The sequence below is a fragment of the Novosphingobium taihuense genome (assembly GCF_007830315.1).
GTDB lineage: Bacteria > Pseudomonadota > Alphaproteobacteria > Sphingomonadales > Sphingomonadaceae > Novosphingobium > Novosphingobium taihuense.
Genome location: NZ_VLKJ01000004.1, coordinates 198,499 through 224,847 on the forward strand (window position 1 = coordinate 198,499; position 26,349 = coordinate 224,847).

The following is a 26,349-nucleotide window of genomic DNA, read 5'->3' on the forward strand; positions in this document are numbered from 1 at the left end:
CGGTTGGTCAGCAGGGGCGGGCCGCCCACTCGCCGCGCACCCAGTGATGCGCCTTGTGCTTCCAGGGATCGATCACGACGAGGTTTATCCAGCCGTTCTCGACCAGGCGACCGACCGCATCGTGGGCAAGGACGATGTCCTGTACCCGCTGCAGCGGTGCCTCGATGATCACTGCGAGGCGGCGGGGGGTGTGGTAGGGCGTGCCATCGTCGCGGAACAGCGACTGGCGGGGCAGTCCGACGCAGAGGTCGCCGCCGCTGCCTTGCACCACGCCGAACCCACCGACGACGTTCTGCGTGGTCTTGTCCCCTGCGCCGAACACTTCGTTGTCGATCGTCGAGAACAGGTACTGGCAGTTGATCCACTGTGCGACGATCATCGGCGCGGTCATGATGCCGGTCAGGGCGCTGCCGTCCACGTCCGTCATCCAGTCATAGCTATGGAGGAAGGCATTGCCGCCAAGATCGATGTCCGCAGTAAGCGCGCGGGGGCCGACTATGAAGGCTGCATTGCCCGACAGGCCCCACTCGGGGCGGACTTCGCCCCAGTGGGCGGCACCGGTCAGCAGGTCTTCGGCAGTCCGTCCCAAGCGACCTGCGCGCTCCTCGCGGCACTGCGCTCCGGCGCGCATCAGAGCTTGCTCGAGCCGGGCGAGGTCGGAAGCATGGCTTGCAGGGACCAGTTGGCGGTCGAAAATCTCCACTTCGTCTCGCGTGGTGTCATGCTGGGCGGCGATGAACCAGGTGTGGTCGGGCAAGGCGAGGCCTTCCGTGGCGAGGCCTTCGCGCACCTGAGTATCGTTGAGGATCGCGGCCATGAGGCGGGCGTTGGGGCCACCGGGATGACCGCCGCATGCGCCGCAATCGAGGCTCGCGGCAAAGGCATTGTTTGTGGTGCAACCGCCATGGCCGACCAGTGCCACGAGCCGCGCGGTTTGCGCCGAAAGACCGGTCAGCGCGAACATGCTGCGCGCATAGGCAATCCGCTGCTCAAGCGGGATTGTGCAGGCGCCATGATCGTGCGCTTGGTCATGATCATTGCTGGCTGAGGGGGTCAACAGATGGGCTCGCTCCCCGACGAGCCGCTTGCGCAGTGTGTCGGAAAGGCGCGGGGCCAGCGTGCGGGCGAGGAGGGCGACGGCAGCAAGCGGGCCCGCAGCTTCGGCTGTAGCAAAGCCGGTAGCCCCGCCCTTGGTCGTGTCGAGCATGGCGCGGGCATCAGCAAGGGCAGCCTGCCGGGATAGCAGCGCATCAGCTTCGGCTTCCCGACCGGTGGCGGCGCGTTCGGCCACGACGTGGGCTGGCGAGAGGAGGACGGGGAGCTGGTTGCGCTGCGGTGCTTCACAGGCCGGGTTGATTGCGATGGGCAGGCCGAAGAAACCGGCATACCCAAGCGTTTCGTACCGCCCTTGCGCTTCCAGCGCGCGCCGCATTGGTTCCGAGCGGACGTCGATGCAGAACACCGCCTGTGCCTCGGCGAAAGGCTTTGTCACGGGCGCGGTCATCCGGGCCGACGCGCCTTCGAGCAGCGGGGCGAATTCTGCGAGGAATGAAGCTTCGGCTGCCTCCTGGAAGATCATGCCCAATTCTGCATGCGACTGGGCAGCGACGCTCCGGAGACGATTGCGTGCAACTTCGGACCATGTCGCCGACGCATCGGATGTTAGGCCGAAGTGTTTGAGCAGGGCTTGTTCGACGTCAGGCGCTTCGGTGCCGGGATCGGGCAGGCCACGGGGCCCGTTGCGGACAGTGCCGTCGACTAGAGCAACCAGCGCCATCAATTCGATCATCGTTGCAGGCGCACCCTCGCTGGCAGCAGGGCCACCATGTTCGCTGCGCCAGCGCAGGTGTGCCGCCCAGCCGGGAAGGGCGACGACCAGCGACCGCAGCCAGTCGAGCCTCCGTTCGCGCGCTACGCCATCACGCCGCGCGGCAAACAGCAGCATCTCGATGGGATCGGCGGGCACCAACTCCAGCCAGTGTGCAGCGGTAGCGTCACCGGTGCGGACGAGGGCGGGATCTTGCCGGAGAGCGGTACTGAGGCAGGCGTAGAGGCCAAGGTGACGACCGGGCAGGCGCAGCGCGGCGTTGCGGTCGAAGAATGCAGCCAGCCAGCGGGCAAGGATGGCGTGGGCTGGGGAAAGCTCGCGCCGGATTGCCGGAACCTCTTCGGCGGGCAGCTCGGTCAGCCGCGCGACGAGCAGGTTGTAGGCGTTGAGATCAGGCCCGAGCGATGCGAAGGCCTCTTCGAGCCCACCGAGCGCATTGACGACGGCCTTGCGCATGGCGACGTAGTCGATGCGGCCTTCGTCCATGATCTTGCGCCACTGGATGAGCGACAGCGAGGGCCGAGCGCCGAACAGTCCGGCGGCCTCTGGCAGGGCCTGCTCGAAGGCTTGGTCTTCAAAACCGGATAGTGGGTTTACGGCGATGGCGCTGTCTAGCGGCCAGAGCGGCGCGACGGTCTGCGTGGCAATATCGACAAGTGCTTGCAGTTCCTGCCGTTCGGCCTGGAGGCTGACGGGAATGCCGTTTGTCGCTTGCCGAGCTCCGGTGGCGATGTTCATGGATTTGGTCCTTGATTTTGCTTGGCCGATGTCTTGATTCTTCAGGCGGGGATGGTGCTGCCGGCGTGGATCAGGCGGGCGTAGAGTGGGCGAGGAAGGGCCTTCTCGCCGCTGACCACCTGCTGCTGCCAGATCCAGCCTGCAAGGAAGAGCGAGAGCAGCACGACCTGAGCGTATGGCGAGACAAGCGGCTGGGCAGCGGAGGGCTGCAGCCCGGTCATGATGGCAAGGGCTGCGGCATTGAGTGCGATCAGCACGATCGGGGTGACTGCCACGAAAAGCCCTACTGGCCCGCGCGGCATTGCGCGCATTGCTACGACCAGGGCGCACAGCAGGGCGGTAAGCGCCAGACCTACCGGAAGCAGGGCGTCGGCATGCTGCGTCTCGATCAGGGTGGTCGCTGCTGCCAGCGTGGCGAGGGCTATGATGGCGGGCCATGGCTTGGGCAGGCTCTTGGCACGGGTTGGCGCAGTGCAGATTGTGCCAGCCGATCCGAGGAAGAGCCATGCCTTGAACAGGCCGTGGGCGACCATGTGCCAGAGTGCAGCGGGGTAAGCCCCGAGTGCCACAGTGAGGAGCATGAAGCCCATCTGGCCAACAGTTGAGGCAGCAAGCGCGCCTTTCACGTCGCTGCGGACCAGCATGATCGCGCTGCCGACGAGGGCGGCAACGATACCGGCGACAAAGAGGGCGGAGCGAGCGGTGATGACGGCCTCCAGTGCGGGGGCGAAACGGATGAGGAGGAAGCCACCTGCATTGACGAAGCCTGCATGCATAAGGGCCGAGACCGGGGTGGGTGCTGCAAGCGAGCGCATCAGCCAGTTCGAGAACGGCGGCAGGGCGCAGCGGGCAAGCGCCGCAATGACGAGAAGGAAGGCCGCAAGCGTCAGCTGCGGGCCGACCATTGCGGGGACTGCTGCCGAGATAGCGGCAATGTCGCTCGAACCCGCACCCAATGACAGGATCACGATGGCACCGACCAGCGCCAGATCGCCGATCGCGAAGGAAATGTTGGCCCGGCGAGCCGCATCGCGCGCTTCACTCCATTCGCCAACGTGTCCGATAAGGCCCGCCATGAGCCGACCTGTCACGATCCATGCTGCCGTGAGCAGCAGGGCGTCAGAGGCAAGCGCCATCATCAATGTAGCGATGGCAAGGCCTGCGGCGAGGCGGGCGAACGAGGCGCTGCGGGGATCGGCGCGAAGCTGGCGTCGTGCGAAGACCAGAACGACTACAGTGACGAGCAGGCTCAGTCCTGCCAGTGCCAGACCAGCAGTCGTCGCTGCCAGATGCCCGGTCAGGAATGCCGCACCCAGCAGCAGGCCGAGGGCTATCATCGGCAGGTTGGCCAACGCAGTTCGCAGTGCGATTGCAGCAGAGCGATGGGTCGCAGGGCTTGCTGCTTGCCGGCTTCCGGTCATGGTGATCTGATTCATTTCAACGCCTCCTTGCCTGTGCAGGTGCAGCATCCAGCATCATTGTAGAAACGAATTAGTGAAATGTTGAAGATTTCAATTGTAAATGATATAGCGGTCTCATGGCCTTACGGAATCTCGACATCGATCTGCTGCGTTGTTTCGTGACGATTGCCGATACCGGCAGCTTCACCCGTGCCGGCGAGCGGCTGGGGCGGACGCAGTCGGCGATCTCGTTGCAGCTCAAGCGGCTGGAAGAGCAGGTCGGCCGCGTCCTGTTCCTGCGCAGTCCGCGCAGTCTGGCGATCACATCAGACGGAGAGCGTCTGATCGGTCCGGCGCGACAGATCCTCAGGCTTCATGACGCGACTGTGGCCGAGATGTTCGAGCCGGACATTGCGGGCTCTGTGCGGATCGGCGTGCCTGAGGACTTCGCGACAGCCCATCTTCCGACGGTCCTTTCAGCCTTCACCGCTGCGCATCCGCTGGTGGAACTGGAGGTTACCTGCGACCTCACGCTGAATCTTCTGGACCGGTTCCATGCAGGACATTTCGATCTCGCACTGGTCAAGCGCCAGCCGACGCAGGAGCAGCAGGATGGGATGCGCGTCTGGCGCGAACCGTTGGTCTGGGTTGCTCGTGATCGTCAGTCTGCGGCTGACTTCTCACGTGTGCCGCTGGTCGTGTCGCCAGAGCCCTGCGTCTATCGCAAGCGCGCGACCGAGGCGCTTGACGCCATGGGGCGTCCTTGGCGCGTGGCCTATACCTCGACAAGCCTTGCCGGGAGCCTGTCAGCCGTTCGCGCAGGGCTTGGTATGACGGTTCTGCCGCTCGAAATGGTCCCGCCCGGACTTGCGGCGGTAGGTGAAGATGCGGGCCTTCCCCCGCTCTATGATACCGAGATCGCCCTGATCGAGGCTCCGGGCCTTTCCGAGACGGCGCACCTGCTCGCCCAGCACATTATCGCGGCGCTTGAGCGGGGAGCATGACGTTCAGTTGCCAAATGTAATGCGGGCAGCAGGGACCGGACGGATGCATCTCAGCCCTTCCTCTACCGGGTTGACGCAACGACTGGGCTGGATTCGGAGCGAGCGCAGATGGTGACTTGTGGCGTTGCCCGCACGAACTTCCTCGTTAGGCACGCGGAACTGCAGGTTGTTGTCCGAGCCATTTGCACAGACCGTGACGACCTGCGAGGTCGGGCAGGTCTTTGTCGTAGTGCCAACGAGGGCGCTTGTTGGACCAACGTAGAGGTCTGTGGGCAAGCGAAAACCTTGGTGCGCGCTTTCGGCAATTTCCGTCAAACCAATCGAGTGGCTGGCGGGGACCAAAGTCGTTGCGAGTGCAGTTGCAAACATGGTCAACATGGCTCTTGGCCTTTCGCATGCCCCGAGGGGCGGGATTGGTCTGGCGATGCGCGCCGCCAGGGTCGTCGGCGCACACCGCCAGTGCTCCACGTGTGGCGGCCGACGCTTCCGGGGGCGGGCCTCCTCCTCACGTGGCGTGTCGCGTGCCGCAAAATTCGGGGCCGAGCGGCAAAGCGCGACGCGTTCGAAACATTGGCGGGAGCGGCACGGACTGGAGATGTGCCGCTCCCGGGCAAGAGACGGTGGAATGGCCGTCCGGTTCAGGCGAGGGGGGAGCCAGGTAACTGCCGGGTTTGGCCAGGCGGGGCATCCTTCGCATCTCTTGCCTGACCCGAATGCCGGGATTCGTCTGTTGCGTCTAATCGAAAGGATGAGCAAAAACCGATAGAAATCATCTATCGGGGGCTCGATGCCGACAGTTCGACAGCTTGAGTATTTCCTGGCCGTTTCCGAACAGCGACACTTCGGCAAGGCGGCCCAAGCCTGCAACATTTCGCAACCAACACTCAGTCATCAGTTACGTGCATTGGAAGACCGTCTTGGCGCGATTCTGATCGATCGGGCGGCACAGTCGGTCGAACTGACCCCCATCGGCCGGGAAATTGCCGAGCGGGCGAAGCGAGTGCTGCTAGAGATTCGCGATATTCGTGCACTGGCAGCCCGTTCACGCAATCAATTGACCGGTATCGTGCGATTCGGTGTCACCCCAACACTTGGTCCTTACCTCCTTCCAGCTATCATCGGAGGTCTCCATTTGGAGCAACCTGGTCTGCGTCTGTATATCCGGGATGGTATTCCCATCGAGCAGGCGCGTGACCTTGTCGCGGGACGTCTCGACATGATGGTCGGCCCAGCGCCCGTGGTGGGCGAGGACCTTGAAGTGCTCCCATTGTTCGAGGAGCCTATGACCATTGTTGCCCCGCGCAATCATCACCTTGTCGGCGCGCGCAACATCGATCGAAGCGACCTTGCGGGTGAGCGTTTCCTGACGCTCGATCCGCGACATCACTATCACCAGCAGGTGCAGCGAGCCTGCGCCGAACTAGGAGCGGAAGTTCTCTACGACTATGAAGGCACCAGTCTCGACAGCATCCACCAGATGGTCGGCAGCGGAGTGGGGTTGGCGATCCTACCCGAACTCTACCTCCGGTCAGACGTGGGCGGCGATGCGCTGGTGGCCAGACTGAAAGTCGACAAGTGGCAATGCAGCCGCGATATCGTTGCGGCATGGCGTGCGAAGTCCGCAAGTGCGGGCGATTACCGCGCCCTTGCCGAGCGCATCCAAGCCGAAGCGCTATCCCTGTTGTGTTGACGCCTGTGGCTGCGTGATGATGTGGTCACGTGCGACGCGCACGTCGCCAGCCTCGATCTGCAGTTTCAGCCGTTCACGGTCGTTGGCACGGAACATGTCTTCTGCCCGCGCAATTGCATCTTGCGACAGTCCAGCATCGGCCAAGGCGATGCGAGCCATCTTCACTGCGGATTCCATGACTTCGCGCACGACTGCTCCGACCGGCGTTCCGCGCAGGCGGATCAGGGCGCGGCGGTCATAGGCGCGGACGTAGATCGCTGCGCGGGGGAACGCTTCGTGCACCGCCTCGACGAATTCCGGCGAAATCTGGTCACCGTCCATGCAGAAGAAGATCATCTCGGCTTCCTCTGCCCCCGCCTGTCGCAACAGGTCGATCCGCGTGCCGTCGCCAAAATAGACCTTGGCGCCAAATCCTGCGGCAACGTCGATCATTTCGATGTCGGTATCGACCATGGTCACCGGGATGTTGCTGGCGAGCAGCATCTGTGTGACGCCCTGTCCGAAGCGGCCGAAGCCCACCACCACGGCGTTCGCGCCATCGGGCTGCGGGCCTTCGCGTTCACCCTTGGCAGCCTCCGCTTCGCGCCGAAAATTGGCCGTCGCCATCATCAGGAACGGCGTGGTGGCCATCGACAGGGTGACGACTGCGCCAAACAGGCTGGCCGCGTCAGGCGCGATCAGCAGCGCGTTCTGCGCCTGTGCGAACAACACAAAGCCGAATTCGCCGCCTTGGCTGAGCAGAAGTCCGAGTGCCAGCGCGCCGCGCCAGGGCATTCCGAAAGCGCGCCCAATCCCGAAGATGATCGCCGCCTTGATCGCGATCAGCCCTGCCGCCATCCCCGCCACGAACAGCGGCCGCTCGGCAATGGCGTGCAGGTTCAGCATCATGCCGACGGCAAGGAAGAACAGGCCGAGCAGGATCGAACGGAATGGCTCGACATCGGCCTCAAGCTCATGGCGATAGGGGCTGTCGGCCAGCATCACGCCTGCAACGAACGCGCCCAGCGCGGTCGACAGTCCCAAAAGCTCCATGACCGCTGCCGAGGCCATGACCGTGAAAAGCGCGGCGACGACGAACATTTCGCGCTCGCCGAGATTGCCGATCAGCCGGAACAGCGGACGGATCAGATAACGTCCGGCTGCGATCAGCGCGGCTATGGCGGCCAGAGTGTAGATCACCATCAGCCAGCCCGGAGGGCCACCGGCATCGGCCGGATTGCGGCTCATCGCCGTAATGATGGTGATCATCGGGATGATCGAGAGGTCCTGAAACAGCAGGATGGCAAAGGCCCGCTCGCCAAACGGCGTACGCAGACGTCCGGAAGATTGGAGCATCGGCAGGACCTGCGCGGTGGACGAAAGCGCCAAGGGCATACCCAGTGCAAGCGCGGCTTCCCAACTGAACTCGGTCGTCAGCAGGATCATGCCCGCAATGGCAAGACCGCAAACGGTTACCTGCAGCAGACCCAGACCGAGAATGTCGCGCTTCATCTTCCACAGGCGCGACGGGTTCAGTTCAAGACCGACGAGGAACAGCAGCAGAGTGATGCCAAGCTCGGCAATGCCTAGCTTCTGTTCTGCATCCCCTACCAAGCCCAGCACTTGCGGCCCGACCACGGCTCCGGCGAGCAAATAGCCCAAAGTCGCACCAAGCCCGAGCCGCCGGAACACCAGCACGAAGGCCAGAGCGAAGCCCAGAAGCAGGAAGCCGTCGCGGAGCATGGAGGAATGTTCTGCCATTTCCTTTCTTTAGGCCGCTCTCGCTTCATCGCAACCGTCGTTCAGCTTGCGTTGATCTGTCGTTGCGGAAGGTCTAGCCCAAGGGAAACGACGGAGGGGCAGATATGCGAATGGGTCTGGTACTGGCAGTCGCGACGATTCCGGCCGCAGCCATCGCACAGCCTGCGACGACTTCTGCCCAGGGCGACGTCTCGCTGACCATCTACAACAACGATCTCGCGCTGGTGCAGGATGTGCGGCAGATGTCGCTGCCGCTCGGCCGAACCCGGCAGGAGTTTCCCGATGTTTCCGCCGCGATCCGGCCCGAGACGGTGACGCTCAACGCTGGCGGCACCGGGATCGTCGAGCAGAACTTCGACTACGATCTGTTGACGCCTGCCAAGCTCATGGACAAGGCGGTCGGCCAGACGGTGACGCTGGTCCGCACCAATCCCGCAACCGGCGTGGAAACGCGCGAGGCGGCGACGATCCTTGCCAACAATGGCGGGACAGTGGTGCGCGTAGGCGACCGGATCGAAGTGCTCAACGAATATGGTGCACGCGTGATCTTCCCGAGCCTTCCGGCAGGCTTGCGCGCGCGGCCAACGCTTTCTGTCACGCTCGATACCACGACTCCCGGGGCTCGCCCCGTGTCGCTGAGCTACCTGTCACGCGGGTTTGGCTGGAAGGCCGACTATGTTGCCCTGTTCGACGAGACGGCCGGCAAGATCGACGTGCAGGGCTGGATCACGCTCAACAACAACAGCGGGACGACATTCGACAAGGCCAAGGTGCTGCTGGTGGCCGGATCCGTGGGTGATGGCGCGCAGAACTATGCCGCCCAGAACTATGGTGGCGGGCGTCGGGTGATGCCCGGCAATCGCATGGGCACGCAAAGCGCCAACCGCGAAAGCCTTGGCGATTTCTACGTCTATCCCATCACCGGGCGAACCACCGTTGCCAATGCCCAGCAAAAGCAGGTCAGCTTCCTCGATGTGGCCGGAGCGCCCGCCACCAAGGCCTATCACTTCCGCAACGGCTGGCTCTCCAGCCAGACCGAGCCGCAGAGTGCGGATACGGTGCTGCGCTTCTCGACCGCGCGTGAGGCGGGGCTGGGCGATGCGCTCCCGGCGGGTACGGTCCGCGTTTACATGCGCGATGCGCGCGGGCAGCCACAGTTCATTGGCGAGAACGGTATTGGCCACACTCCGATGGGATCATCGCTGGCACTGAAGACGGGCGAGGCCTTCGATGTGAAAGTTCAGCCGGTGCTGGAAAAGCGCGACAGGATCGACAGCGGCGAATGGGAGCGCAGCGTGCGCTATCGCGTGACAATGCCGGGCAAGGCACCCAGCGAGGTGACGGTCGAAGCCGAAAAGGTCTTCTGGCGCACGACCATGACCTACAAGGTGACGAACGCCAAGGCTACGCCGGTTACCGTCGAAGTGGTGCAGGGCGGGCTCGACAACTGGTGGCATGATACCCGCGTGCCGTCCGAGAGCATCAAGGGCGAACAGCGCTCTGCTGACGAGCGCATCTGGCAGGTGCCGGTGCCGGCCAATGGCGAGACCACGCTGACCGTCCAGTTCGACACCCGGTACTGAGCCCGCTCGTGCGCCGCGTTTCCTTTCTGGCGCTTGTGCTCTGTTCGGCTCCGGTTCTGGGGCAGGACCCGATAACCTCTGCCGCGCCCGATAGGGTTTCGGTGAGCGTCTATCGCGCTCCGGACCGAGGCAGTGACGAGGCGATGGATCTCGATTGGCTGGAAGGGTACGCGCTCGTCACAGAGACGCGGACCGTCGAAATCCCCGCAGGCAAGGCGACGATACGCTTTGAAGGGGTGGCAGCGGGGCTGTTTCCGGAAAGCGCCATTGTCACCGGCCTGCCAGCGGGCGTGCGCGAAAAGAACCTCGATGCCGACCTTCTGTCCCCGCGCAGCCTCTATGCGCGCATGTATGGACGGCCGATCATTCTACGACGGATAGTGCCAGCGACGGGCGTCGTGCGCGAGGAGCGCGCGATCATCCGCTCGGGGCCGGATGGCGCGGCGATCCTTCAGACCTCCCAGGGCTTCGAGGCCGTGAACTGCGGCGGTCTCGAGGATGATCTGCTCTATCCCGAAGCACCAAAGGACCTTTCGGCGCGGCCGACGCTCTCCGTCGAGACGGACAGTCCTGTGGCGCAGAAGGCAACTCTGTCGCTGTCGTATCTGGCCTGGGGGTTCGATTGGCAATCGAACTATGTGATCCACATGAATCCTGATGGCCGCACCGCCGATCTATCGGCCTGGGTCACGCTGGCAAGCAGCGATTCGACCAGTTTTGCCGATGCTGAGACTGCGGTAATCGCTGGGGAGGTCAATCGCGAGGACAGCGACCAAGGGGTCAAGCCTGCGGGAGGGGAACTGGTGCTGCAATGTGCTGTATCGCCAGTGGCGCCCGTCCCTGTCCCACCTCCTGCTTTGGCGATGCCGGCACCGGCTCCCCCTGCGATGGAAATGGCGGACATCGTTGTGACCGCACAGCGCCGGAACGACGCAGTTATGAACGCCCCGGTCACGGTGCAGCAGGAGGGCTTGGGCGATCTGAAGCTTTACCGCGTGCCTGTGCCCGTTACCGTCGCCGCCAATGCGCAGAAGCAGGTGGCCCTCGCTCAGAAGGTGGGCGTGAAGATGGAAGCGCTCTACCGGGCCGAAGTCTGGGAAGACAACGTCAACGAAGTCCGCCAGATTCTGCGCACCCGCAACCGCAAGGAGGATGGGCTCGGCCTCCCTCTGCCGGGTGGTCCGCTTACCGTGTTCGAAGCGCATGGCGATGCAGTGCTGCTCTCGGGGGAGGGCGGTCTGCCTGATCGCGCGGTGGGCGAGGACGTGGAAATCCTGCTCTCTGAGGCAACTCAAGTTACTGCCTCGGCAGAGGAAATCAAAGCCGACGAGCGATCGATGACCGTTCGGCTCACGGTTCGCAATGCGCGTCCAGTCCCGGTAAGGTTTGAAGCGCGCATAGCCTCCAACAGCGCAAATGGGGTGAAGGCCATTTCTGGTGGCAGGCTTTCGCGCAAGGATGGACGGAGCATCTGGGCAACCGACATCGGCCCGATGGCTACGGTCTCACTCGTTTACGCGATCGTTAAATCCGACTGAATTGTGTGCCTTCGCATATGTCTGATGGCTGTCAGTGTTATCTGTGGCATCGTGAGATAACGGGCCGCAACGAACAGTCGGAGAGAATGCGAAGAGCTTTGCCCTTTTTGGTATTGCTGGTGCTTGTCATTGCGGCAGGTTTCGTCGTGTTTTGTCATGGCAATGACAAGCAGGTGGCTGAGACCAGCGTCGATACCAAAGGCAACTATCAGCTGGTTGCAACCGACGGTACGCTGTTCACGCGATCAAGCCTCAAGGGGCGTCCTTACATAACCTACTTCGGCTATGCCGCTTGCCCTGATCGATGCCCGACCATGCTTTTGCGCCTGGCAGACCTGCGCAGGCAAATGCGACTTGCGCCGCAACAGTTGCCCATCGTTTTCATCACCGTCGATCCGAAGCACGATACGCACGAAAGGTTGGCAGCCTTCGTCAAGTCACTTGGCCAATCCATCATCGCGCTGACCGGAAGTGCCGAGGTGGTCAACCGGGTGACCGACAATGCCGGCGTGTTTGTCGAGAGGCGTGCCCAACCCGACGGCACGTACCGCATAGAACACACGACAAACGCCTATCTCTACAACGCTGATGGCGACTTCTGGGATACGATCGCGCCGAGTGATAGCAATGCCGTCTTGCTCAAAAAACTGCGTGGCGTACTCGCAATCCCTTCGGGCGCTGCAAGTGCATCGGCCTCTGATCCACCAGCCTGACCGTTTTCGGCGCTGCGCTTCGAGTTGAGCGTTAGCTGTCCTCAGGCGGCGGGTCGGTAGATGGCATAGACCTTCTTCACGTGGTTTCGGCTTTCCCACGAGCAATGTGCGCCCATCTCTACGAGAAAGGCGTCACCCCGCGAAAAGGTTGCCTCGCGTCCATTGCCATCGACGAAAGTTACGTCACCCTCCAGCAGGTGCATGAATTCATGGTGCCGATAGGGCATGCTAAGGCGATGATAGGGTGTTGAATCCCACGTGCCGCACACAAACTCGCCATTGGCAGAGCGGTAGTCTGTAAAATTCCGGCATGATGGCGTTGCGCCGACCAGCAATTCAGCAAGCGGCGGCCCGGAGGGAACAAGGTCCATGCTTTCATCGATGGGGACGATTGTTTCCGCTCCAGCCGGACCGCTGCCGCAACGCATGATGATTACCGTCGTACCCACTGCAGCCTGCCAGGCGAAGGGCTTCCCAGCGGGAATCACTGCGCTGGCATTACGGGGCAAAGCAACCGAGTGGTTCCCTTTTACAAGAGTCAGTTTTCCTTCGAGAACGAAGACGAACTCATCCGCTTCCAGCCCCGCGTGGTTGCCCTTCGGCGCGATCCTCGCTGCAAGTACTGCAACCGGACCTTGAGACAAGGGCAAGGCGCAGCTATCGGCGGCCCAACCGGTTATCACATCTGCATCCGTGGCATCGCCAAACCGGACATCGGCTGCGAATGCGCGAAGGTCATAGAATGAATGGACGTTGGACGTGGTGGTGGTCATCGGTACCTGCAACAAGCTGTTTACCGCGCCAACCTACAGCATAGTGTTGTGCGGTGCTGCGCTATCGGGTGTGCGCACCGGTAGTAAGCGCCGAAGAGAGCATGTCTGGTGGCAGAGCTTGCTGTCAGACTTGTGCAACGCTCCGGTTCACAATGGCAAAGCCGCGGCTTCGATCTCCGCGAAGTAATGTGCCATGTGCTCGGCCGCCGTGTCGGATAGCGCAATGAAGGCACGACGACGGTCCGTGGCGTCCTCGGCTCGGCACAGCAGGCCGGCATCCGTCATCTGGCTGATCCAGCGCAACGCGGTTGTGGGCGGCACGCCGGACGCGATGCACAGCGAGGTAACCGACACACGTTTGTGTTCCGACCGCGCCGCCGTGAGATCGAGCAGCATGTCCCATGCAGGATCAGCAAACAGGTCGCCCTCGAAAAACCGGGCGCGCAACTGGCGTTGGCGGATGATCTTGCGGACCAGGCGGGGATCGGGAAGCGATGCGCGCTTCCCGCGAACGAGACGCTGCGTGGCACGATCTCGTTCTCCCGTGGCATCGAAAGCGAAAGCTGATGCTTCGACCCTGCTGGTTTCCGTACCTGACCCGGAAAGGGACTCCAGACGCTGCGCAATCGCGCCCACCTGCTGGGTAAGCCGCAGGAGCGACATCCGGTCGTGGTCGGAAAGTTCGCGCACGCGCCCGCCGCGAGCGGCCATCTCTGGCATCGAGAGGATGTGGCCAAGCGCAATCACGCGTTCGGCACGGCTGGGGCTGACGAGAATCTGCGCAGCGGACTGATCCAGGCAACCGAATACGTCATCAAGCGAGCCCATGCTGGTTGACACCACCAAATGTGCACCGCTCTTCGCAACCCGCACATCGAGCAGCGAAAGGGCTGCCATCTCGGCCGCTTCGAGCACCGGGCAATCGATGAGCACGAGATCACCCAACGGATGTTCTGAGGCGGAGGCCAGCAGCGAGGCGATCTCTCCCGTGCGAGCAACACGCAGGCCTGCTGCAGCCGCATCTTCAGCCATCTCCATGCGCAAGTATGCCCGGTCAGCGAAGATCGAAACCGCCAGCGGCGAGCAAGGGCTTAGCCACGCCACGTCAGCCCCTGTCGGGCAAACTTCCGACCGATAGGCATCGTCGTTCCATGCGAAATCGAACCGTGCAGCTGCCTGATCCAGTGTCATCGCGATTGTTCCTCAGTAATCACACTTAGCGCGAACATGAGTGGAACAAATGAGGATCAGGTCAAGATTGATTGCTTCGAAATTGGACTAATTCACGATTTCGATCGGCGTTCCATCTGGCACAAGCTCCCACAATTCCTCAATTTCCTGATTGGAAAGCGCGATGCAGCCATCGGTCCAGTCACCCACCATGCGTCCGCTTTCGAGTGAGTTTGGCTGTCCGTGGATGAAAATCTGGCCACCGGGAGATGCCCCAAGCGATTCGGCAAAAGCGCGGTCCCGGGGGGCCGGATATGAGATGTGCAGCGACAGATGATAGCTGCTCGACGGGTTGGCATAGTCGATCACATAGCGACCTTCGGGCGTCCGTTCGTCACCTTCGAAGTGCTTTGCACCTACCGGATCTCCGCCAAGCTGGATTCCGTTGATGATGCGGAGTGGCCGACCGTTTTCATCGAGCAGCAAGAGGCGTCGCGCTGCCTTTTCGACGCGGACCGACGACACATCCTCGGCGGAAATGGCCCAAGTTTCGGCGCGTGATCCAACCTGGCCCTGCAACAGCAAGGCCAGCGGAAGAATGATTGTCAGGACGGAGCGGGACATCGCGCGAGATTACGCGAGACCCGTCCTGCTCCCAAGACCAAGCTTGCCAGAAACTCTCAGTCGACGAACGGATCGCGCACCAGGATCGTGTCTTCGCGCTCGGGACTGGTGGAGACAAGCGCGACGGGCGTTTCGATCAGTTCCTGGACGCGCTGGATGTACTTGATCGCCTGTGCGGGCAGGTCTGCCCACGAACGTGCACCAGCGGTGGTGCCCGCCCAGCCGTCCATTTCCTCGTAGATTGGCTCAACTTCGGCCTGATCGGCGGCGTGGCTGGGGAAGTAATCCAGCACCTTGCCGCGCAGGCGATAGCCGGTGCAGATCTTCACCTTTTCCATCCCGTCGAGCACGTCGACCTTGGTCAGCGCGATGCCGGTGACGCCTGAAATGGCGCAGGACTGGCGGACGAGCACGGCATCGAACCAGCCGCAGCGGCGCTTGCGCCCGGTGACCGTGCCGAACTCATGGCCACGTTCGCCTAGGCGCTGCCCCACCTCGTCTTCGAGCTCGGTCGGGAAGGGGCCCGAACCAACACGGGTGGTGTAAGCCTTGACGATGCCCAGTACGAATCCGGTCGACGAAGGCCCGAGGCCGGAGCCGGATGCAGCAGTGCCGGAAACCGTATTAGACGAGGTTACGAACGGATAAGTGCCGTGGTCAACGTCGAGCAGCACGCCCTGAGCGCCTTCGAACAGGATCCGTGCTCCTGCCTTGCGAACTTGATTGAGGCGTTTCCACACGGGTTGGGCGAATTGCAGCACGTAAGGTGCGATTTCGCGAAGTTCGTTGATCAGTGCCTCGCGATCGACCGGAGGCTGGCCGAAGCCTGCGCGCAAGGCGTCGTGGTGGGCGCAAAGGCGATCCAGCTGGGAATCCAGCGCATCAAGGTGGGCAAGGTCGCATACGCGGATGGCGCGGCGGCCGACCTTGTCTTCATAGGCAGGGCCGATGCCGCGGCCAGTCGTGCCGATCTTGCCAGCGCCAGCAGCTTGTTCGCGCAACCCGTCAAGGTCGCGATGGAGGGGCAGAATTAACGGACAGTTGTCGGCAATGGCGAAGTTATCTGCATCGATTTCTACGCCCTGGGCCGTGAGCTTCTCAATCTCGGCCTTGAGCGCCCATGGATCAAGCACGACACCGTTGCCGATGATCGACAGCGTGCCGGTAACGATTCCCGAGGGCAGCAGGGAGAGCTTGTAAACCTGATCTCCCACGACCAGCGTGTGACCGGCGTTATGCCCGCCCTGGAAGCGGACGACGGCGTCGGCCCGGCTTGCGAGCCAGTCGACGATCTTGCCTTTTCCTTCGTCGCCCCACTGGGCGCCGATCACGGTTACGTTGGCCATGGATACACTCCTCCACCCTGCCAGGGTGGATCCTCAAGACGCCCTTCGACAGGACTCGGCGAAACGGGATGGATGAGCAGGGCGTAAGCCCCGGTTTTCGGTGCGGGCCCTAGGGGCAGAGGCAGGCGAAAGTCAAGCTTGGTGCATAAGACGGCCAGCATGTTGCCGGACTTCTCCACGGCCAGTTGTACGAGAGATGAGCCGGCAAATCCTGGCAAGGCAGCCATGGAGAGACGCAGAGCCAACGCTTGCCCGGCTGGTGCACCTACCGGCGGAAATTGGATTCGCTGCAGTCAGCCGGCAAGAGGAACCGCTGCCACAAGAAGTGATTCCGCGGCAGATGCTTCAGGATGGTCCCAAGCCGAACGTCGATCGTTCGATATCGATGTAGACTTTGCACATCTTGGCCATGGTGATGATGTACATCGCAGATGGCGGCAGGCTCATGTAGTCGTTGTTCTTGTACATGAAGGTGATGTTCTCGGCGAGGGTGTCGGCCCCCGTCTTAAGGTCAAGCAGGCACTTGGTGCGGCCACGCTTGACCATGGCTTCGGCCAGCGTGTCATCAGCATAGATGAAATTCTGGCTGTCGTTCATCCCTTGGGCATAGGCGGCGCGGGCCTCGGGCTTCATCGAGAGCCACTGCTTGCGATCATTGACGTAGCCGGCCGCGCTGGCTGCCGTGGAGCCAAGCATGGCTAAGGCAGATAGAAGTATCTGCATTCTGCCCGAAAAAGTCACAATTCGTTCCTTTCGATAATCCGCCGGTTGCCGCCCGAGGCAGCATGTCGGGAAATCGCCTCCATCCACATCAATCCTTTAAGCTGCAATGATCCGAGTGCGCCATGCTGCGACGCAGGATAGGCAGCGAGTAACTGCTCCAATCTGGATTTTATGTTGACCGCTCTGCGGTCGAATATGTCGAAAGTTAGGCCTAGTTCGTGGGGCTTTCTCAATCAGCGCCCGGGTTTTCCATCCGTTCAAAGTTCAAAACCGATGTAATTACTGCGTCAGAGCTGGCAATCAACGTTGACTCGGCTTCGCCATGCGGCAAGTTAACCTCGCTAAAATGTGAGGGGACATCCGAAATAGATCAAGATCAATCCATTTTGAAGCGATGATCTTAAGGCATCGGTGATAATCATCACTTTGAAAAAATTGAATGGGTATTAGTTATTTATTCTTCTCGGAGATATTAATTCGAGAAGAAATGGATGACTACTGCTGTCATTGAATAATTCGCATTTCGCGAAGCGATTTTTTGCGCCCAAATACCGGGAGGTTAACATGGCGAATTTGAAGACGAAGTTGTTGCGCAGCACGACTCTGCCCATTGCAGTGGTCATGGCCGGTCCTGCCTTGGCGCAGACCGCCACTACCTCTGCTGGCAGCGATTTCACGACCGTTGGCGGTGACCTTCTGACTGCAGGCGGCGATGTGCAAACCGGCGGTGGCGGTGTCAGCACGGGCGGTGGAACCATCACGACGGGCGGTGGCAACATCAATCTTGGCGGCGGTACTCTTACCGGCAATGTGACGGGCGACGTCACGGGCAACCTGACGGGCGACGTCACCGGAAACGTGACCGGCGATGTTACCGGCAACCTGACGGGCGACGTCACCGGAAACGTGACCGGTGATGTTACCGGCAACCTGACCGGCAACGTCACGGGTGATGTGACGGGCAACCTGACCGGCGATGTGACCGGCAATGTGACTGGCGACGTCACGGGCAACCTGACGGGCGATGTCACGGGCAATCTCACCGGTGACGTTACGGGCAACCTGACGGGTGATGTTACCGGCGGTACAATCACGGCCAATACGCTTGACGTCTCAGGCGCTACCACCACCGCTGGGCTGACCAACGCTGGCAACATCGCGACTGGTTCTGTCTCCGGCAGCAGCGGTTCGCTGACGCTTGATGCCGACAACGCCGTTGGTGGCAGCTATGTGCAGATCACCAATACCGACCTCACCCTGCATGGCGGTACCGCGTCGACGACAGTCGTCTTGGACAATAACGGCATGACCGTGTCCGACACGACCAATGGCACCACCTTCACGGTCGACAACACCGGCAACGGTACGTTCACCGGCGCAGTGACGGCTTCAGGCGCTTCGCTGACCGGCGACCTGAACATGAACGGCGATGACATCAACAATGTCGATGCACTGAACGCAACCACCGGCAACATCACGACGGTCAACTCGACCACCATCGACAACAGCGGCACGACCACCACCGGCGGTCTGGCAGTAACCAACAATGCCACTGTAGGCGGCGCGCTGACGGTGACGGGCCTGTCGTCGCTCAACGGTGGTGTTGCAACCAATGGAGGCGACATCAGCACCAGCGGTGGCGACATCACCACCGGTGCAGGCTCGATCGCAAGCACCACCGGTTCGATCAGCACGCAGTCTGGCAACATCAGCACTCTGAGCGGAAACATCACCACCACCACGGGTACTGTCGCTGGTGCCAACGGCAACTTCGGCACCGTTACGGCTGGAACCGGCAACATCACGACGGTCAACGCCACCAACGTGAACTCGCAGAACGTGACCGCTTCGGGAACGATCTCGGGCGCCACGGTTGTTGCAGGCTCCGGTGGCCTAACCTCGAATGGAGCGACCACACTTAACGGCACCTCGACGCTCAATGGCGCAACGACTGTCAACAACACTCTGACTGCCAACGGCGCGACCAGCATCAACAACACCCTGAACGTGACCGGTGCGACGACCCTGGCCGGCGCTACCAACAACGGTACGCTGACCCAGAACGGCAACGTTGCCCTAGTCGGCAACCTGACGCAGACGGGCAACCAGAACGTCACCGGCGACGTGACCTTGGTCGGCGCGAACAGCGACCTTACCGTTGGCGGCTCCACCACCACCAATGGCATCACCAACACTGGCAACATCGCGACAACGACCCTGTCGACCACCGGTGCAGCCTCGGTTGGCGGTACGCTGGCAGTGACCGGCGCAACCACGCTGAACGGTGCAACTACGGTCAACAACACCCTCAACGTGACGGGTGCGACGACCACGGCGGGCATCAGCAACACCGGCAACATCTCCAACACGGGCAATATCTCGACGGCGACCTTGTCGACTTCGGGCAATGCCTCTGTCGGCGGTGCGCTGGCGGTCACGGGTGCGACGACTACCAACGGCCTGACCAACACCGGCAACATTGCCACGACCACGCTCTCGACGACGGGCAATGCCTCGGTTGGCGGCAACTTCACGGTGTCTGGCAACATCTCGACCAGCACCGGAACGGTCACGGGCGCCTCGCTGGTGTCCACCGGCACGACGGGCGTTGGCACCAACCTCACCGTTGGTGGAACCGCCAGCATTGCTGGGAACGCTTCGGTTGGCGGCAACTTCACGGTCACCGGCAACTATGTCTCGGCCAATGGCGCGATCTCGGCAGGCAGCGTCACGATCAACTCCGGCAATGCCGGCAAGATCTCTGGCCTTGCCAACGCCACGCTCTCGGCCACGTCGACCGATGCGGTCACCGGCCAGCAGTTGTTCGCGACAAACACCGCGCTCAGCACGCTGGGCAACCGGGTCAGCGCACTTGAAAGCACTTTCGGGCAGTTGCAGATCAACAACCGCAAGGCCTTCCAGGGTGTTGCCATGGGCTTCGCTTCGACGGCAGCTCCGCTGAACCTCGCCAATGGCGAATCGGGCCTGTCCGGTGGCGTCGGTACCTTCGAGGGCCAGTGGGCCGCGGCGATCCGCGCGCAGGCCGTCACCTCGAGCGGTGTTGGCATCGGCGCGAACGTTGGCTTCTCGAAGGACGCCTTCGGTGCAGGCGTCGGAGCCAGCATAAAGTTCTGATCTGACGATCATGGGCTGAAAAGGAAGAAGCGGGTCTGCATCGCAGACCCGCTTTTTTCTATTTCCTGTTAGTCGTAAGGGCACATTTGCGGACAGCATGTCGCGCGGCGCCGAATGCACGGCAGCAGAGTCGATTGAATACGTCATGCCCACTTTGTGGCGCCCGCCTTCGACAGGCCTATTCACCATGTTCTGACACGCACGGCCATGGGACGCACATGTGCGACAAGGATTCCCTGCGGGAGCGAAAGGTGGCCCCTGCTTCCAGTTCTGTCGGCACTTTTTTGGAAACTGGCTGGGGCGGCAGGATTCGAACCTGCGAATGCCGGTACCAAAAACCGGTGCCTTACCACTTGGCGACGCCCCAACAGGAGGCGCGCTTATAGCGTGGTCGGCGCGCTTGAAAAGAGGGATAAGGGACTTGCGGGACAGTGCCTACCGGCTTGCCGTCCCGCGGTCGTCCTGACTCAGAAACCCTTGACGATGCCTTGCAGCTTTTCGGGAGGCAGCGCATCGAAATCGCTGGCATCGTGGCGTTCGGCAATGCCTTTCTGTGAGTTCACCAAGCGACCACGCAATACTCCGGGACGGGCGTCGATCTCGGCAACCCAGCGGCCCACGTTCTCGTACTCATGCATCGAAAGGAACGTCGCGGCCTCGCCATAGGCTTCGCCGCGGTAGATGTTGCCGAACCAGGTGTAGGTGGCGAGGTCGGCAATGGTGTAGTCATCACCGGCAAGGAAGCGCGTCCTGGCAAGCTGGCGGTTTGCGACGTCGAACAGGCGCTTGGTCTCCATTGCATAGCGGTCGATTGCATATTCGATCTTGATCGGAGCGTAGTTGTAGAAGTGGCCGAATCCGCCACCGATGAAGGGTGCGGAGCCGACCTGCCAGAACAGCCAGGATAGGCATTCAGCGCGGGAAGGGCCTGAGGTTGGCAGCAGTACGCCGAACTTTTCTGCAAGGTGCATCAGGATCGCACCCGATTCGAACACGCGGAAAGGCTCCGGGCCAGAACGGTCTACCATCGCCGGAATCTTCGAGTTCGGATTGATGTCGACGAAGCCCGAAGTGAACTGGTCGCCGTCGAAGATCTTGATCAGCCAAGCGTCGTACTCGGCCTCGGTAAAGCCGAGCTGCAGCAGCTCTTCCAGCATGATCGTGGCCTTCTGGCCATTGGGCGTGCCAAGTGAATAGACCTGAAAGGGATGTTTGCCGACCGGAAGCTCGCGCTCGCTCGTGGGCCCGGCGATCGGGCGGTTGACGCTGGCGAAGGCCCCCCCGTTCGCCTTGTCCCAAGTCCAGACCTTGGGTGGAACATATTCTTCGGACATCCGGGGCTCCTTCGAAAATCGTTAGTCTTGCATACTATATTGAGGACTCATCGGAGGAACCGCAAGGGTACTGTATCCGTTCGCCGCCATATGGAGAGAAAAGCGCCAAACCTCGTGCATGTCGATGACAACCTTCCCGGCGTCACACGAAAGCGACGGGGAAAGGGTTGGGTTTATATCAACGCACGCGGTGAAAGGGTTGGCGATCCGGCGGAGATTGCGAGACTCAATGCGATTGCGTTGCCTCCTGCTTACACCGAAACCTGGTATTGTCCTGCCGCCAACGGCCATATTCTTGCGACAGGGGTCGATGCCAAAGGGCGCAAGCAATATCGCTATCACCCAGATTTTCGCGCTGAACGTGAAGGCGAGAAATTTGACCGTTGCGCTGTTTTCGGACGCCTTCTCCCGCTGGTTCGCGCGCGGGTGGAGGAAGAACTGGCTTGCCGCGCCCTGACCCGTGACCGCTGTATTGCCAGTATCGTGCGCCTGCTCGACACCGGAGGCATTCGCATCGGAAATGAAGCTTATGTGCGAGCCAACAGCACCTTCGGGGCAACGACCTTGCGGATGCGGCACGCCGAGGTGAAGGGACAGGTCCTGCGTCTGCGTTTCAGGGCGAAGTCCGGTAAGGAGCAGGAGATGCGCGTTACCGACCGTGGTCTGGTCCGTTTCGTGCGCAAGATGCAGGATCTGCCTGGGCAGCACCTGTTTCAGTATCTCGACGAAACCGGCTGTGCCTGTCCAGTCGGATCGGCAGAGGTCAATGCGTGGCTGCGTGAAGTCATGGGCGAGGACTTTACCGCCAAGCACTTCCGTACATGGCGCGCCAGTGTCCTGGGTTTTGCCGTGCTCGCAAATGCCAAGGAGCGCATGCCTCTGAAAGGGCTGCTGGAGGAGGTGTCAGACCATCTCGGCAACACGCCTGCAATCGCGCGCAAGAGTTACGTGCACCCCGCCGTTCTGGCATTGGTCGAAGGTCAGGAGGAATGGCGCAAGAAATTGCGCCTACCACGCGCTTCGCGCTGGCTGTCACGGCATGAACGCGGGCTGATTGCTTTTCTTGAAGATGGTCCGGCAGCGGTCGAATTGCTTTCCGCTGCCGGATGACGCCGATCAGTTGTATTCGATGACCGCATCGCGTCGAAGGTCGCGCAGATAGGTCTGAGCGCGCTTATTGACGCGGTCATCTTCCATCTGGGCCATCATTTCGTCGAAGTTCGGACCGCTGGTCACCTGCGGATCATCGCGACCGCAGAGCATCAGCACGCGCACGCCTTCCTCGATCGAACCGAAGGGCGGCGTGGTCTGGCCGACGGGCAGGTTTAGCAGGGTTTCCTGCAGCGCGCCCGGTAGATCGCGTGCCTTGATCTGGTCATTGGCGACCACCGTTGCCCCGATCTTGTTGGCCTGAGCCTCAGCATCGCCACAGCCCTTGATCGCTTTCACCGTCGCTGCAAACTCTGCGGCACGCTTCGTTGCAACATCGCTGGTCGTGCCCTTGGGAAATTCGATCGAGATCTGCTTGAGGCTGAGCAGGGCATCGCGCGGGTCCGCGGTCAGCACCTGACGTTTGTCGATCAGGTACAGGATCGAGAAGCCACCGCGAATTTCGACAGGCCCTGCCAACTGACCGGGTGCCATGGTTCCGGCGGCCGCGCCAAGTTCTGACGGAAGCTGGGCAAGGCGAATCCAGCCAAGGTCACCGCCGACCGAAGCGGTCGACGCTTCGGAGTATTGGCGCGCGTAAGCCACGAAGCTGCCGCCCTGCTTGAGTTGCTCGACGATCTTTTCTGCGTTCGCGAAAACCTGAGCCTTGTTCTCGTCGTTCGCCGAGAGGAATATCTCGCCGATGCGGTATTCCTCGGTGCCCTTGGACGCCTGCAGGCGCTGGATCGCTTCCTGAACTTCGCCTTCGGAGATGTTCACGAACGGCTGGACGTTGCGGCGGAGCAGATTCTGCCAAGCCAGTTCGCCACGGATCTGTCGCTTGAGCGATGTTGCCGAAGAGCCGATGCGCGCCAGATACTTTTCCATCGCTTCGGGGGACTGGCCAAAGTTTTGGGTGGCAACGCGCTCATAAGTTGCGTCAACCTGAGCATCGTCAGCAGGGACGTCAGCCGCCTTGGCTTCCTGGATCTGCAGCGTCTCGTCGATGAGGTTGCGCAGCACCTGCATGCGCAAGCGTTCCTTTTCCTCGGCATCGATCTTGCCGCCATTGGCCGATACGATCAGCGCCAGGCGTTGTTCGACATCGGTGCCGGTGACGATTTCGCCGTTGATGATCGCAGTGGCGCGTCGCACATTCGGATCGTTTGTGCCGAACATCGTCGGGTTCGCCGGGATGTTCAGCGGAGTGTTGGCACCTTGCGCGAGGACCGGCGCTGCGGCCGATGAGAAGGCGGCAAGCGCCATCGCGGTGGAACCCAGCGTGCGCGAAATCGCCTTGCGGGTGATGTACAGCTTGGACGTCATGGTCTTGGAATTGGTCCTGTCGAACTGGCGCTCGGATGGCGGCCTTCTGTTATTCCGGTTCTCTGGCCGCGCACGGCTTAACCCAAGCTGAGTGGCGCATCGGACGCAAAAGGGCAATAGTCTGCAACCGCAACTCGCCATCGAATGGCATCGTCGCTACTTCACCCCAAGATTTTTGAGCGAGAGCGACACTTGGAATGAGTTGCCGCGGACGGCGTCGCCAATGTTGACGTAATCCCTCCGCCATGTGAACGAAAGGTCAAGGCAGTCGTCGGTGTAGGCGACGCCGATGCGATGACGCAGCATCTGGAAGCCATCCGAGGTGCGCGTAGGGTCCTCGTCGCGGTTCGTCAGGTTGACGATGGCCGAACCGAACACCGAGAAGGTGCGAGTGATCGGGGTGCGTGCTGCAAAGCGCAACTCCTCGCGATCCTGCAGGTCCTCGAATGTCGAGACCACATTTCGGTTCAGCTTGAGATAGCCTGCCTCGATGTAGCGACGATGGTTGCCGATGGTGGCGTCGAACTCGTTGCGCCGCAGGGCAAAGCTGTCCTTGTCGAGCCGGAACCGGTGCGTGAACTTGATGATGTCGCCGAAACGCACGGTGGTGCGGCCGACGTAGTCAGATGCCCGGTTCGTGAGGCCCGTCCCGTCTGGCAGGAGCGTGTCCTGCTTTGACAGGCGATAGCTCTGGCCGATGGTCGAAGTGATGCGCAAGCCGGGCCGCTGGAAGCTCCAGTCGAAGCCATAGGTGAAGCGCACGCCATCCTCGATCCGGTCGTGGCCGGGAAACCGGCTGAGCGCGAACAGGTTCGTGTCTTCAAGATCGACCGAGCGTGAATCTTCGTTCGGAATCTCGAAATTGCGCACGCTTGGAGTAGCAACAACCTGAAAGCGCGGGGTCAAAACCTGTGTGCCGCCGAACACGCCGCCGACAAATGGCCACTTCACGTCAAGTGCGGCAGTGGCGATGCCGCGTGCCTGCCATCCTGGCAGGCCGCGATAGACAGCGGTCGTGGTGAGTTCGTTCTCGGCGCTGTGATAGGCATCACCTCGCACCAATCCGGTCAAAGTCACTTCCTGACCAAGGCCAGTTATCGTGCGCAGGTCCCACTGCGCCTTTGCAAAGGCTCGCTGACTGTCTTGTCCTGCGGTGCGGAGGATGGCGAGGCTGTTGGCCTCGAACTCGAACCTGCCGGGAACCCCATCGAAAGTCATGCGGCGACGGTAGTCGATTGCGGGAAGGGCCAGAGGCACCATGCCCTGTGGATCGTTGACTCGCACGGTCTGCGTCACCCAGCCAGCGATAGATAGATAGCTGTCGTCGTCGATTCGCTCGAGGTTGAGGGAGGAGCGCAGCCGGTCATCGCGGCTGATGTCGTAGCGACGCAGGAACGTGCGGTCAGAGGCCAGGCGGCCGTTGCCCGTCAGGCTCCAGTGCGGCGAGAACTGCAGCTTGCCGTTCGCCTCGATATAGCCGCGCCACGACTGTTGGCTGGCATTCGCCGTTCCGGTCGATGTGCTGCCAAGCGGAATGCGCGAGCTGCGGGTGGCGTAGCCGGTAACCTGAAACGCGCCAAGATCGGTAAGATGTCGATACTTGGCGGTCAGCATCGGGAGCGAACCGGTGTAGAACGTGCCGGTCACGGCAAGATCGCGGTTGTCGGCGATGCGCCAGTACCAAGTCTCGCTGATTTCTGCGCCGTTGGCGGCGCCAAGGCGGAAATCAGGGATGAGCAAGCCGGTTTCAGCGCGGAAGTCCGATGTGTGGCCAAGGCCCGGCAGCGGCAGGATCGGCACGCCGAACATGCGCAGTGTCGCGCCCTTATACTTTACCCGCTTCTGCTTTGCGTCGAAGTAGACGCGGGCTGCGGTCACTTCCCAACTCGGCTTCTTCGGGCAACCCTTGCCGTCTTCAACCGCACAGCCCGAGTAGGCAGCGTTCTCGAGCGTCATATTGCCGAATTCGTCGCGCGTGCCACGCTCTGCGGCCAGCCGCCCGCCCGTGCGCAGGACCACGAGCAGATCCTCAATCGCCCCTGCCTTGAACTCGTCGGTCAGTTCGACCTTGTCGGTATAGACGATGTTGCCGTCTTCATCGACGAAGCGGATGTTGCCCGTGGCCAGGATCTGGCCGGTATTCCGATCCCACGTCACGTTGTCTGCCCGCACGGTCTGCGTCTCATGGCGCAGGACGACGTTGCCGTCGGCAAAGACCTTCTCGGCGTTGCTGTCGTACCGAACCTTGTCGGCTTCGAAGCGCACCTGATCGTCAACAGACGATTCGTCGCCAGCAGGCGATGCCAGTGGTGCTTCTTGCGCTTGCGCGTATGGCGCAAGGCAGGACAACAGCGCCAGCGCTGAAGGGGTGGCTGCAAGACGCGCAAGGCGCAAGCGTCGATAAAGGGCTTGCGGCTGCGGCCGCCGGGCGGGTTGCATGGGTTGCCTATCGCACCAGTGCACCCTAACTGCAATTCCACATTTTTCACGCTAGCCGATACGCGTCAAAGCGTGACGTCTTTCCGACAGGAGTTC

At 61.7% G+C, this 26,349-nt stretch carries 18 protein-coding genes and 1 tRNA gene; 7 read left to right on the top strand and 12 right to left on the bottom strand.

Going from position 1 to position 26,349, the window contains the following annotated elements; all coding sequences use genetic code 11:
• Positions 1–7: 7 nt before the first annotated feature.
• Positions 8–2,566, bottom strand: a complete 2,559-nt coding sequence (locus IQ25_RS10300) for a DUF2309 domain-containing protein (RefSeq protein ID WP_158637726.1) — start codon at positions 2,564–2,566, stop codon at positions 8–10.
• Between the two features lie 41 nt (positions 2,567–2,607).
• The gene (locus tag IQ25_RS10305; RefSeq protein WP_158637727.1) at positions 2,608–4,002 is read right to left on the bottom strand and encodes a proton-conducting transporter transmembrane domain-containing protein; all 1,395 of its coding nucleotides are present in this window, start codon (positions 4,000–4,002) and stop codon (positions 2,608–2,610) included.
• Between the two features lie 101 nt (positions 4,003–4,103).
• Here IQ25_RS10305 and IQ25_RS10310 point away from each other — a divergent pair, with 101 nt between their 5' ends.
• Positions 4,104–4,970, top strand: coding sequence for a LysR substrate-binding domain-containing protein (locus IQ25_RS10310; protein WP_144905435.1), 867 nt, complete (start codon positions 4,104–4,106; stop codon positions 4,968–4,970).
• A gap of 787 nt (positions 4,971–5,757) precedes the next feature.
• Positions 5,758–6,660: a LysR substrate-binding domain-containing protein gene (locus IQ25_RS10315; protein ID WP_144905437.1), complete on the top strand. Its 903-nt coding sequence runs from the start codon at positions 5,758–5,760 to the stop codon at positions 6,658–6,660.
• Here IQ25_RS10315 and IQ25_RS10320 read toward each other — a convergent pair.
• Positions 6,643–8,400 carry a cation:proton antiporter domain-containing protein gene (locus IQ25_RS10320; protein ID WP_144905439.1) on the bottom strand — a complete coding sequence of 586 codons (1,758 nt, stop codon included), beginning with the start codon at positions 8,398–8,400 and terminating at the stop codon, positions 6,643–6,645. The two genes, IQ25_RS10315 and IQ25_RS10320, sit on opposite strands and share 18 nt — an antisense overlap.
• Positions 8,401–8,504: 104 nt before the next feature.
• On the opposite strand from IQ25_RS10320, the gene IQ25_RS10325 reads away from it, so the two are divergent.
• The 3 genes from IQ25_RS10325 to IQ25_RS10335 all read left to right on the top strand — a co-directional run bounded on the left by IQ25_RS10325 (position 8,505) and on the right by IQ25_RS10335 (position 12,234).
• The gene (locus tag IQ25_RS10325) at positions 8,505–9,983 is read left to right on the top strand and encodes a DUF4139 domain-containing protein (RefSeq protein WP_144905441.1); all 1,479 of its coding nucleotides are present in this window, start codon (positions 8,505–8,507) and stop codon (positions 9,981–9,983) included.
• Positions 9,984–9,991: 8 nt separating this feature from the next.
• Positions 9,992–11,521, top strand: a complete 1,530-nt coding sequence (locus tag IQ25_RS10330; RefSeq protein WP_258537004.1) for a DUF4139 domain-containing protein — start codon at positions 9,992–9,994, stop codon at positions 11,519–11,521.
• Between the two features lie 86 nt (positions 11,522–11,607).
• Positions 11,608–12,234 (top strand): SCO family protein, encoded by a 627-nt coding sequence (locus tag IQ25_RS10335; protein WP_158637728.1) that lies wholly within the window; start codon positions 11,608–11,610, stop codon positions 12,232–12,234.
• A 41-nt stretch (positions 12,235–12,275) separates the two neighbouring features.
• Here the strand turns inward: IQ25_RS10335 and IQ25_RS10340 are convergent, their stop codons facing one another.
• The 5 genes from IQ25_RS10340 to IQ25_RS10360 all read right to left on the bottom strand — a co-directional run bounded on the left by IQ25_RS10340 (position 12,276) and on the right by IQ25_RS10360 (position 16,870).
• Positions 12,276–13,007 (bottom strand): cupin domain-containing protein, encoded by a 732-nt coding sequence (locus tag IQ25_RS10340; RefSeq protein WP_144905447.1) that lies wholly within the window; start codon positions 13,005–13,007, stop codon positions 12,276–12,278.
• A gap of 147 nt (positions 13,008–13,154) precedes the next feature.
• Positions 13,155–14,198: a MarR family winged helix-turn-helix transcriptional regulator gene (locus IQ25_RS10345; protein ID WP_246415484.1), complete on the bottom strand. Its 1,044-nt coding sequence runs from the start codon at positions 14,196–14,198 to the stop codon at positions 13,155–13,157.
• 87 nt (positions 14,199–14,285) lie between these two features.
• Positions 14,286–14,801, bottom strand: coding sequence for a L,D-transpeptidase family protein (locus tag IQ25_RS10350; RefSeq protein ID WP_144905449.1), 516 nt, complete (start codon positions 14,799–14,801; stop codon positions 14,286–14,288).
• A 56-nt stretch (positions 14,802–14,857) separates the two neighbouring features.
• A complete protein-coding gene (locus IQ25_RS10355) occupies positions 14,858–16,147 on the bottom strand; it encodes an adenylosuccinate synthase (protein ID WP_144905451.1) in 1,290 nt (429 codons plus the stop codon).
• Between the two features lie 345 nt (positions 16,148–16,492).
• Positions 16,493–16,870 carry a hypothetical protein gene (locus IQ25_RS10360; RefSeq protein WP_144905453.1) on the bottom strand — a complete coding sequence of 126 codons (378 nt, stop codon included), beginning with the start codon at positions 16,868–16,870 and terminating at the stop codon, positions 16,493–16,495.
• Positions 16,871–17,434: 564 nt separating this feature from the next.
• On the opposite strand from IQ25_RS10360, the gene IQ25_RS10370 reads away from it, so the two are divergent.
• Positions 17,435–20,005, top strand: coding sequence for a beta strand repeat-containing protein (locus IQ25_RS10370; protein WP_158637729.1), 2,571 nt, complete (start codon positions 17,435–17,437; stop codon positions 20,003–20,005).
• A 292-nt stretch (positions 20,006–20,297) separates the two neighbouring features.
• Here IQ25_RS10370 and IQ25_RS10375 read toward each other — a convergent pair.
• Together IQ25_RS10375 and yghU are read right to left on the bottom strand one after the other, a co-directional pair.
• A tRNA-Gln gene (locus tag IQ25_RS10375) sits at positions 20,298–20,372 on the bottom strand.
• Positions 20,373–20,472: 100 nt separating this feature from the next.
• A complete protein-coding gene (gene yghU / locus IQ25_RS10380) occupies positions 20,473–21,339 on the bottom strand; it encodes a glutathione-dependent disulfide-bond oxidoreductase (protein WP_144905456.1) in 867 nt (288 codons plus the stop codon).
• Between the two features lie 90 nt (positions 21,340–21,429).
• On the opposite strand from yghU, the gene IQ25_RS10385 reads away from it, so the two are divergent.
• The gene (locus IQ25_RS10385) at positions 21,430–22,449 is read left to right on the top strand and encodes a DNA topoisomerase IB (RefSeq protein WP_144905458.1); all 1,020 of its coding nucleotides are present in this window, start codon (positions 21,430–21,432) and stop codon (positions 22,447–22,449) included.
• Between the two features lie 6 nt (positions 22,450–22,455).
• Here IQ25_RS10385 and IQ25_RS10390 read toward each other — a convergent pair whose 3' ends face one another.
• Together IQ25_RS10390 and IQ25_RS10395 are read right to left on the bottom strand one after the other, a co-directional pair.
• Positions 22,456–23,814 carry a peptidylprolyl isomerase gene (locus IQ25_RS10390; protein WP_144905460.1) on the bottom strand — a complete coding sequence of 453 codons (1,359 nt, stop codon included), beginning with the start codon at positions 23,812–23,814 and terminating at the stop codon, positions 22,456–22,458.
• Between the two features lie 156 nt (positions 23,815–23,970).
• Entirely contained in the window at positions 23,971–26,253 is a 2,283-nt protein-coding gene (locus IQ25_RS10395) for an LPS-assembly protein LptD (protein WP_144905462.1), read from the bottom strand.
• Positions 26,254–26,349 lie beyond the last annotated feature (96 nt).

Excerpts from the sequence above, each read along its gene's own strand:
- IQ25_RS10335 (WP_158637728.1), top strand. The coding sequence starts at position 11,608 with ATGCGAAGAGCTTTGCCCTTTTTGGTATTGCTGGTGCTTGTCATTGCG.
- IQ25_RS10300 (WP_158637726.1), bottom strand. The coding sequence starts at position 2,566 with ATGAACATCGCCACCGGAGCTCGGCAAGCGACAAACGGCATTCCCGTC.
- IQ25_RS10315 (WP_144905437.1), top strand. The coding sequence starts at position 5,758 with ATGCCGACAGTTCGACAGCTTGAGTATTTCCTGGCCGTTTCCGAACAG.
- IQ25_RS10340 (WP_144905447.1), bottom strand. The coding sequence starts at position 13,007 with ATGACCACCACCACGTCCAACGTCCATTCATTCTATGACCTTCGCGCA.
- IQ25_RS10345 (WP_246415484.1), bottom strand. The coding sequence starts at position 14,198 with ATGACACTGGATCAGGCAGCTGCACGGTTCGATTTCGCATGGAACGAC.
- IQ25_RS10370 (WP_158637729.1), top strand. The coding sequence starts at position 17,435 with ATGGCGAATTTGAAGACGAAGTTGTTGCGCAGCACGACTCTGCCCATT.
- IQ25_RS10305 (WP_158637727.1), bottom strand. The coding sequence starts at position 4,002 with ATGAATCAGATCACCATGACCGGAAGCCGGCAAGCAGCAAGCCCTGCG.
- IQ25_RS10310 (WP_144905435.1), top strand. The coding sequence starts at position 4,104 with ATGGCCTTACGGAATCTCGACATCGATCTGCTGCGTTGTTTCGTGACG.
- IQ25_RS10385 (WP_144905458.1), top strand. The coding sequence starts at position 21,430 with ATGGAGAGAAAAGCGCCAAACCTCGTGCATGTCGATGACAACCTTCCC.
- IQ25_RS10390 (WP_144905460.1), bottom strand. The coding sequence starts at position 23,814 with ATGACGTCCAAGCTGTACATCACCCGCAAGGCGATTTCGCGCACGCTG.
- IQ25_RS10350 (WP_144905449.1), bottom strand. The coding sequence starts at position 14,801 with ATGTCCCGCTCCGTCCTGACAATCATTCTTCCGCTGGCCTTGCTGTTG.
- IQ25_RS10395 (WP_144905462.1), bottom strand. The coding sequence starts at position 26,253 with ATGCAACCCGCCCGGCGGCCGCAGCCGCAAGCCCTTTATCGACGCTTG.
- yghU (WP_144905456.1), bottom strand. The coding sequence starts at position 21,339 with ATGTCCGAAGAATATGTTCCACCCAAGGTCTGGACTTGGGACAAGGCG.
- IQ25_RS10360 (WP_144905453.1), bottom strand. The coding sequence starts at position 16,870 with ATGCAGATACTTCTATCTGCCTTAGCCATGCTTGGCTCCACGGCAGCC.
- IQ25_RS10320 (WP_144905439.1), bottom strand. The coding sequence starts at position 8,400 with ATGGCAGAACATTCCTCCATGCTCCGCGACGGCTTCCTGCTTCTGGGC.
- IQ25_RS10355 (WP_144905451.1), bottom strand. The coding sequence starts at position 16,147 with ATGGCCAACGTAACCGTGATCGGCGCCCAGTGGGGCGACGAAGGAAAA.
- IQ25_RS10325 (WP_144905441.1), top strand. The coding sequence starts at position 8,505 with ATGCGAATGGGTCTGGTACTGGCAGTCGCGACGATTCCGGCCGCAGCC.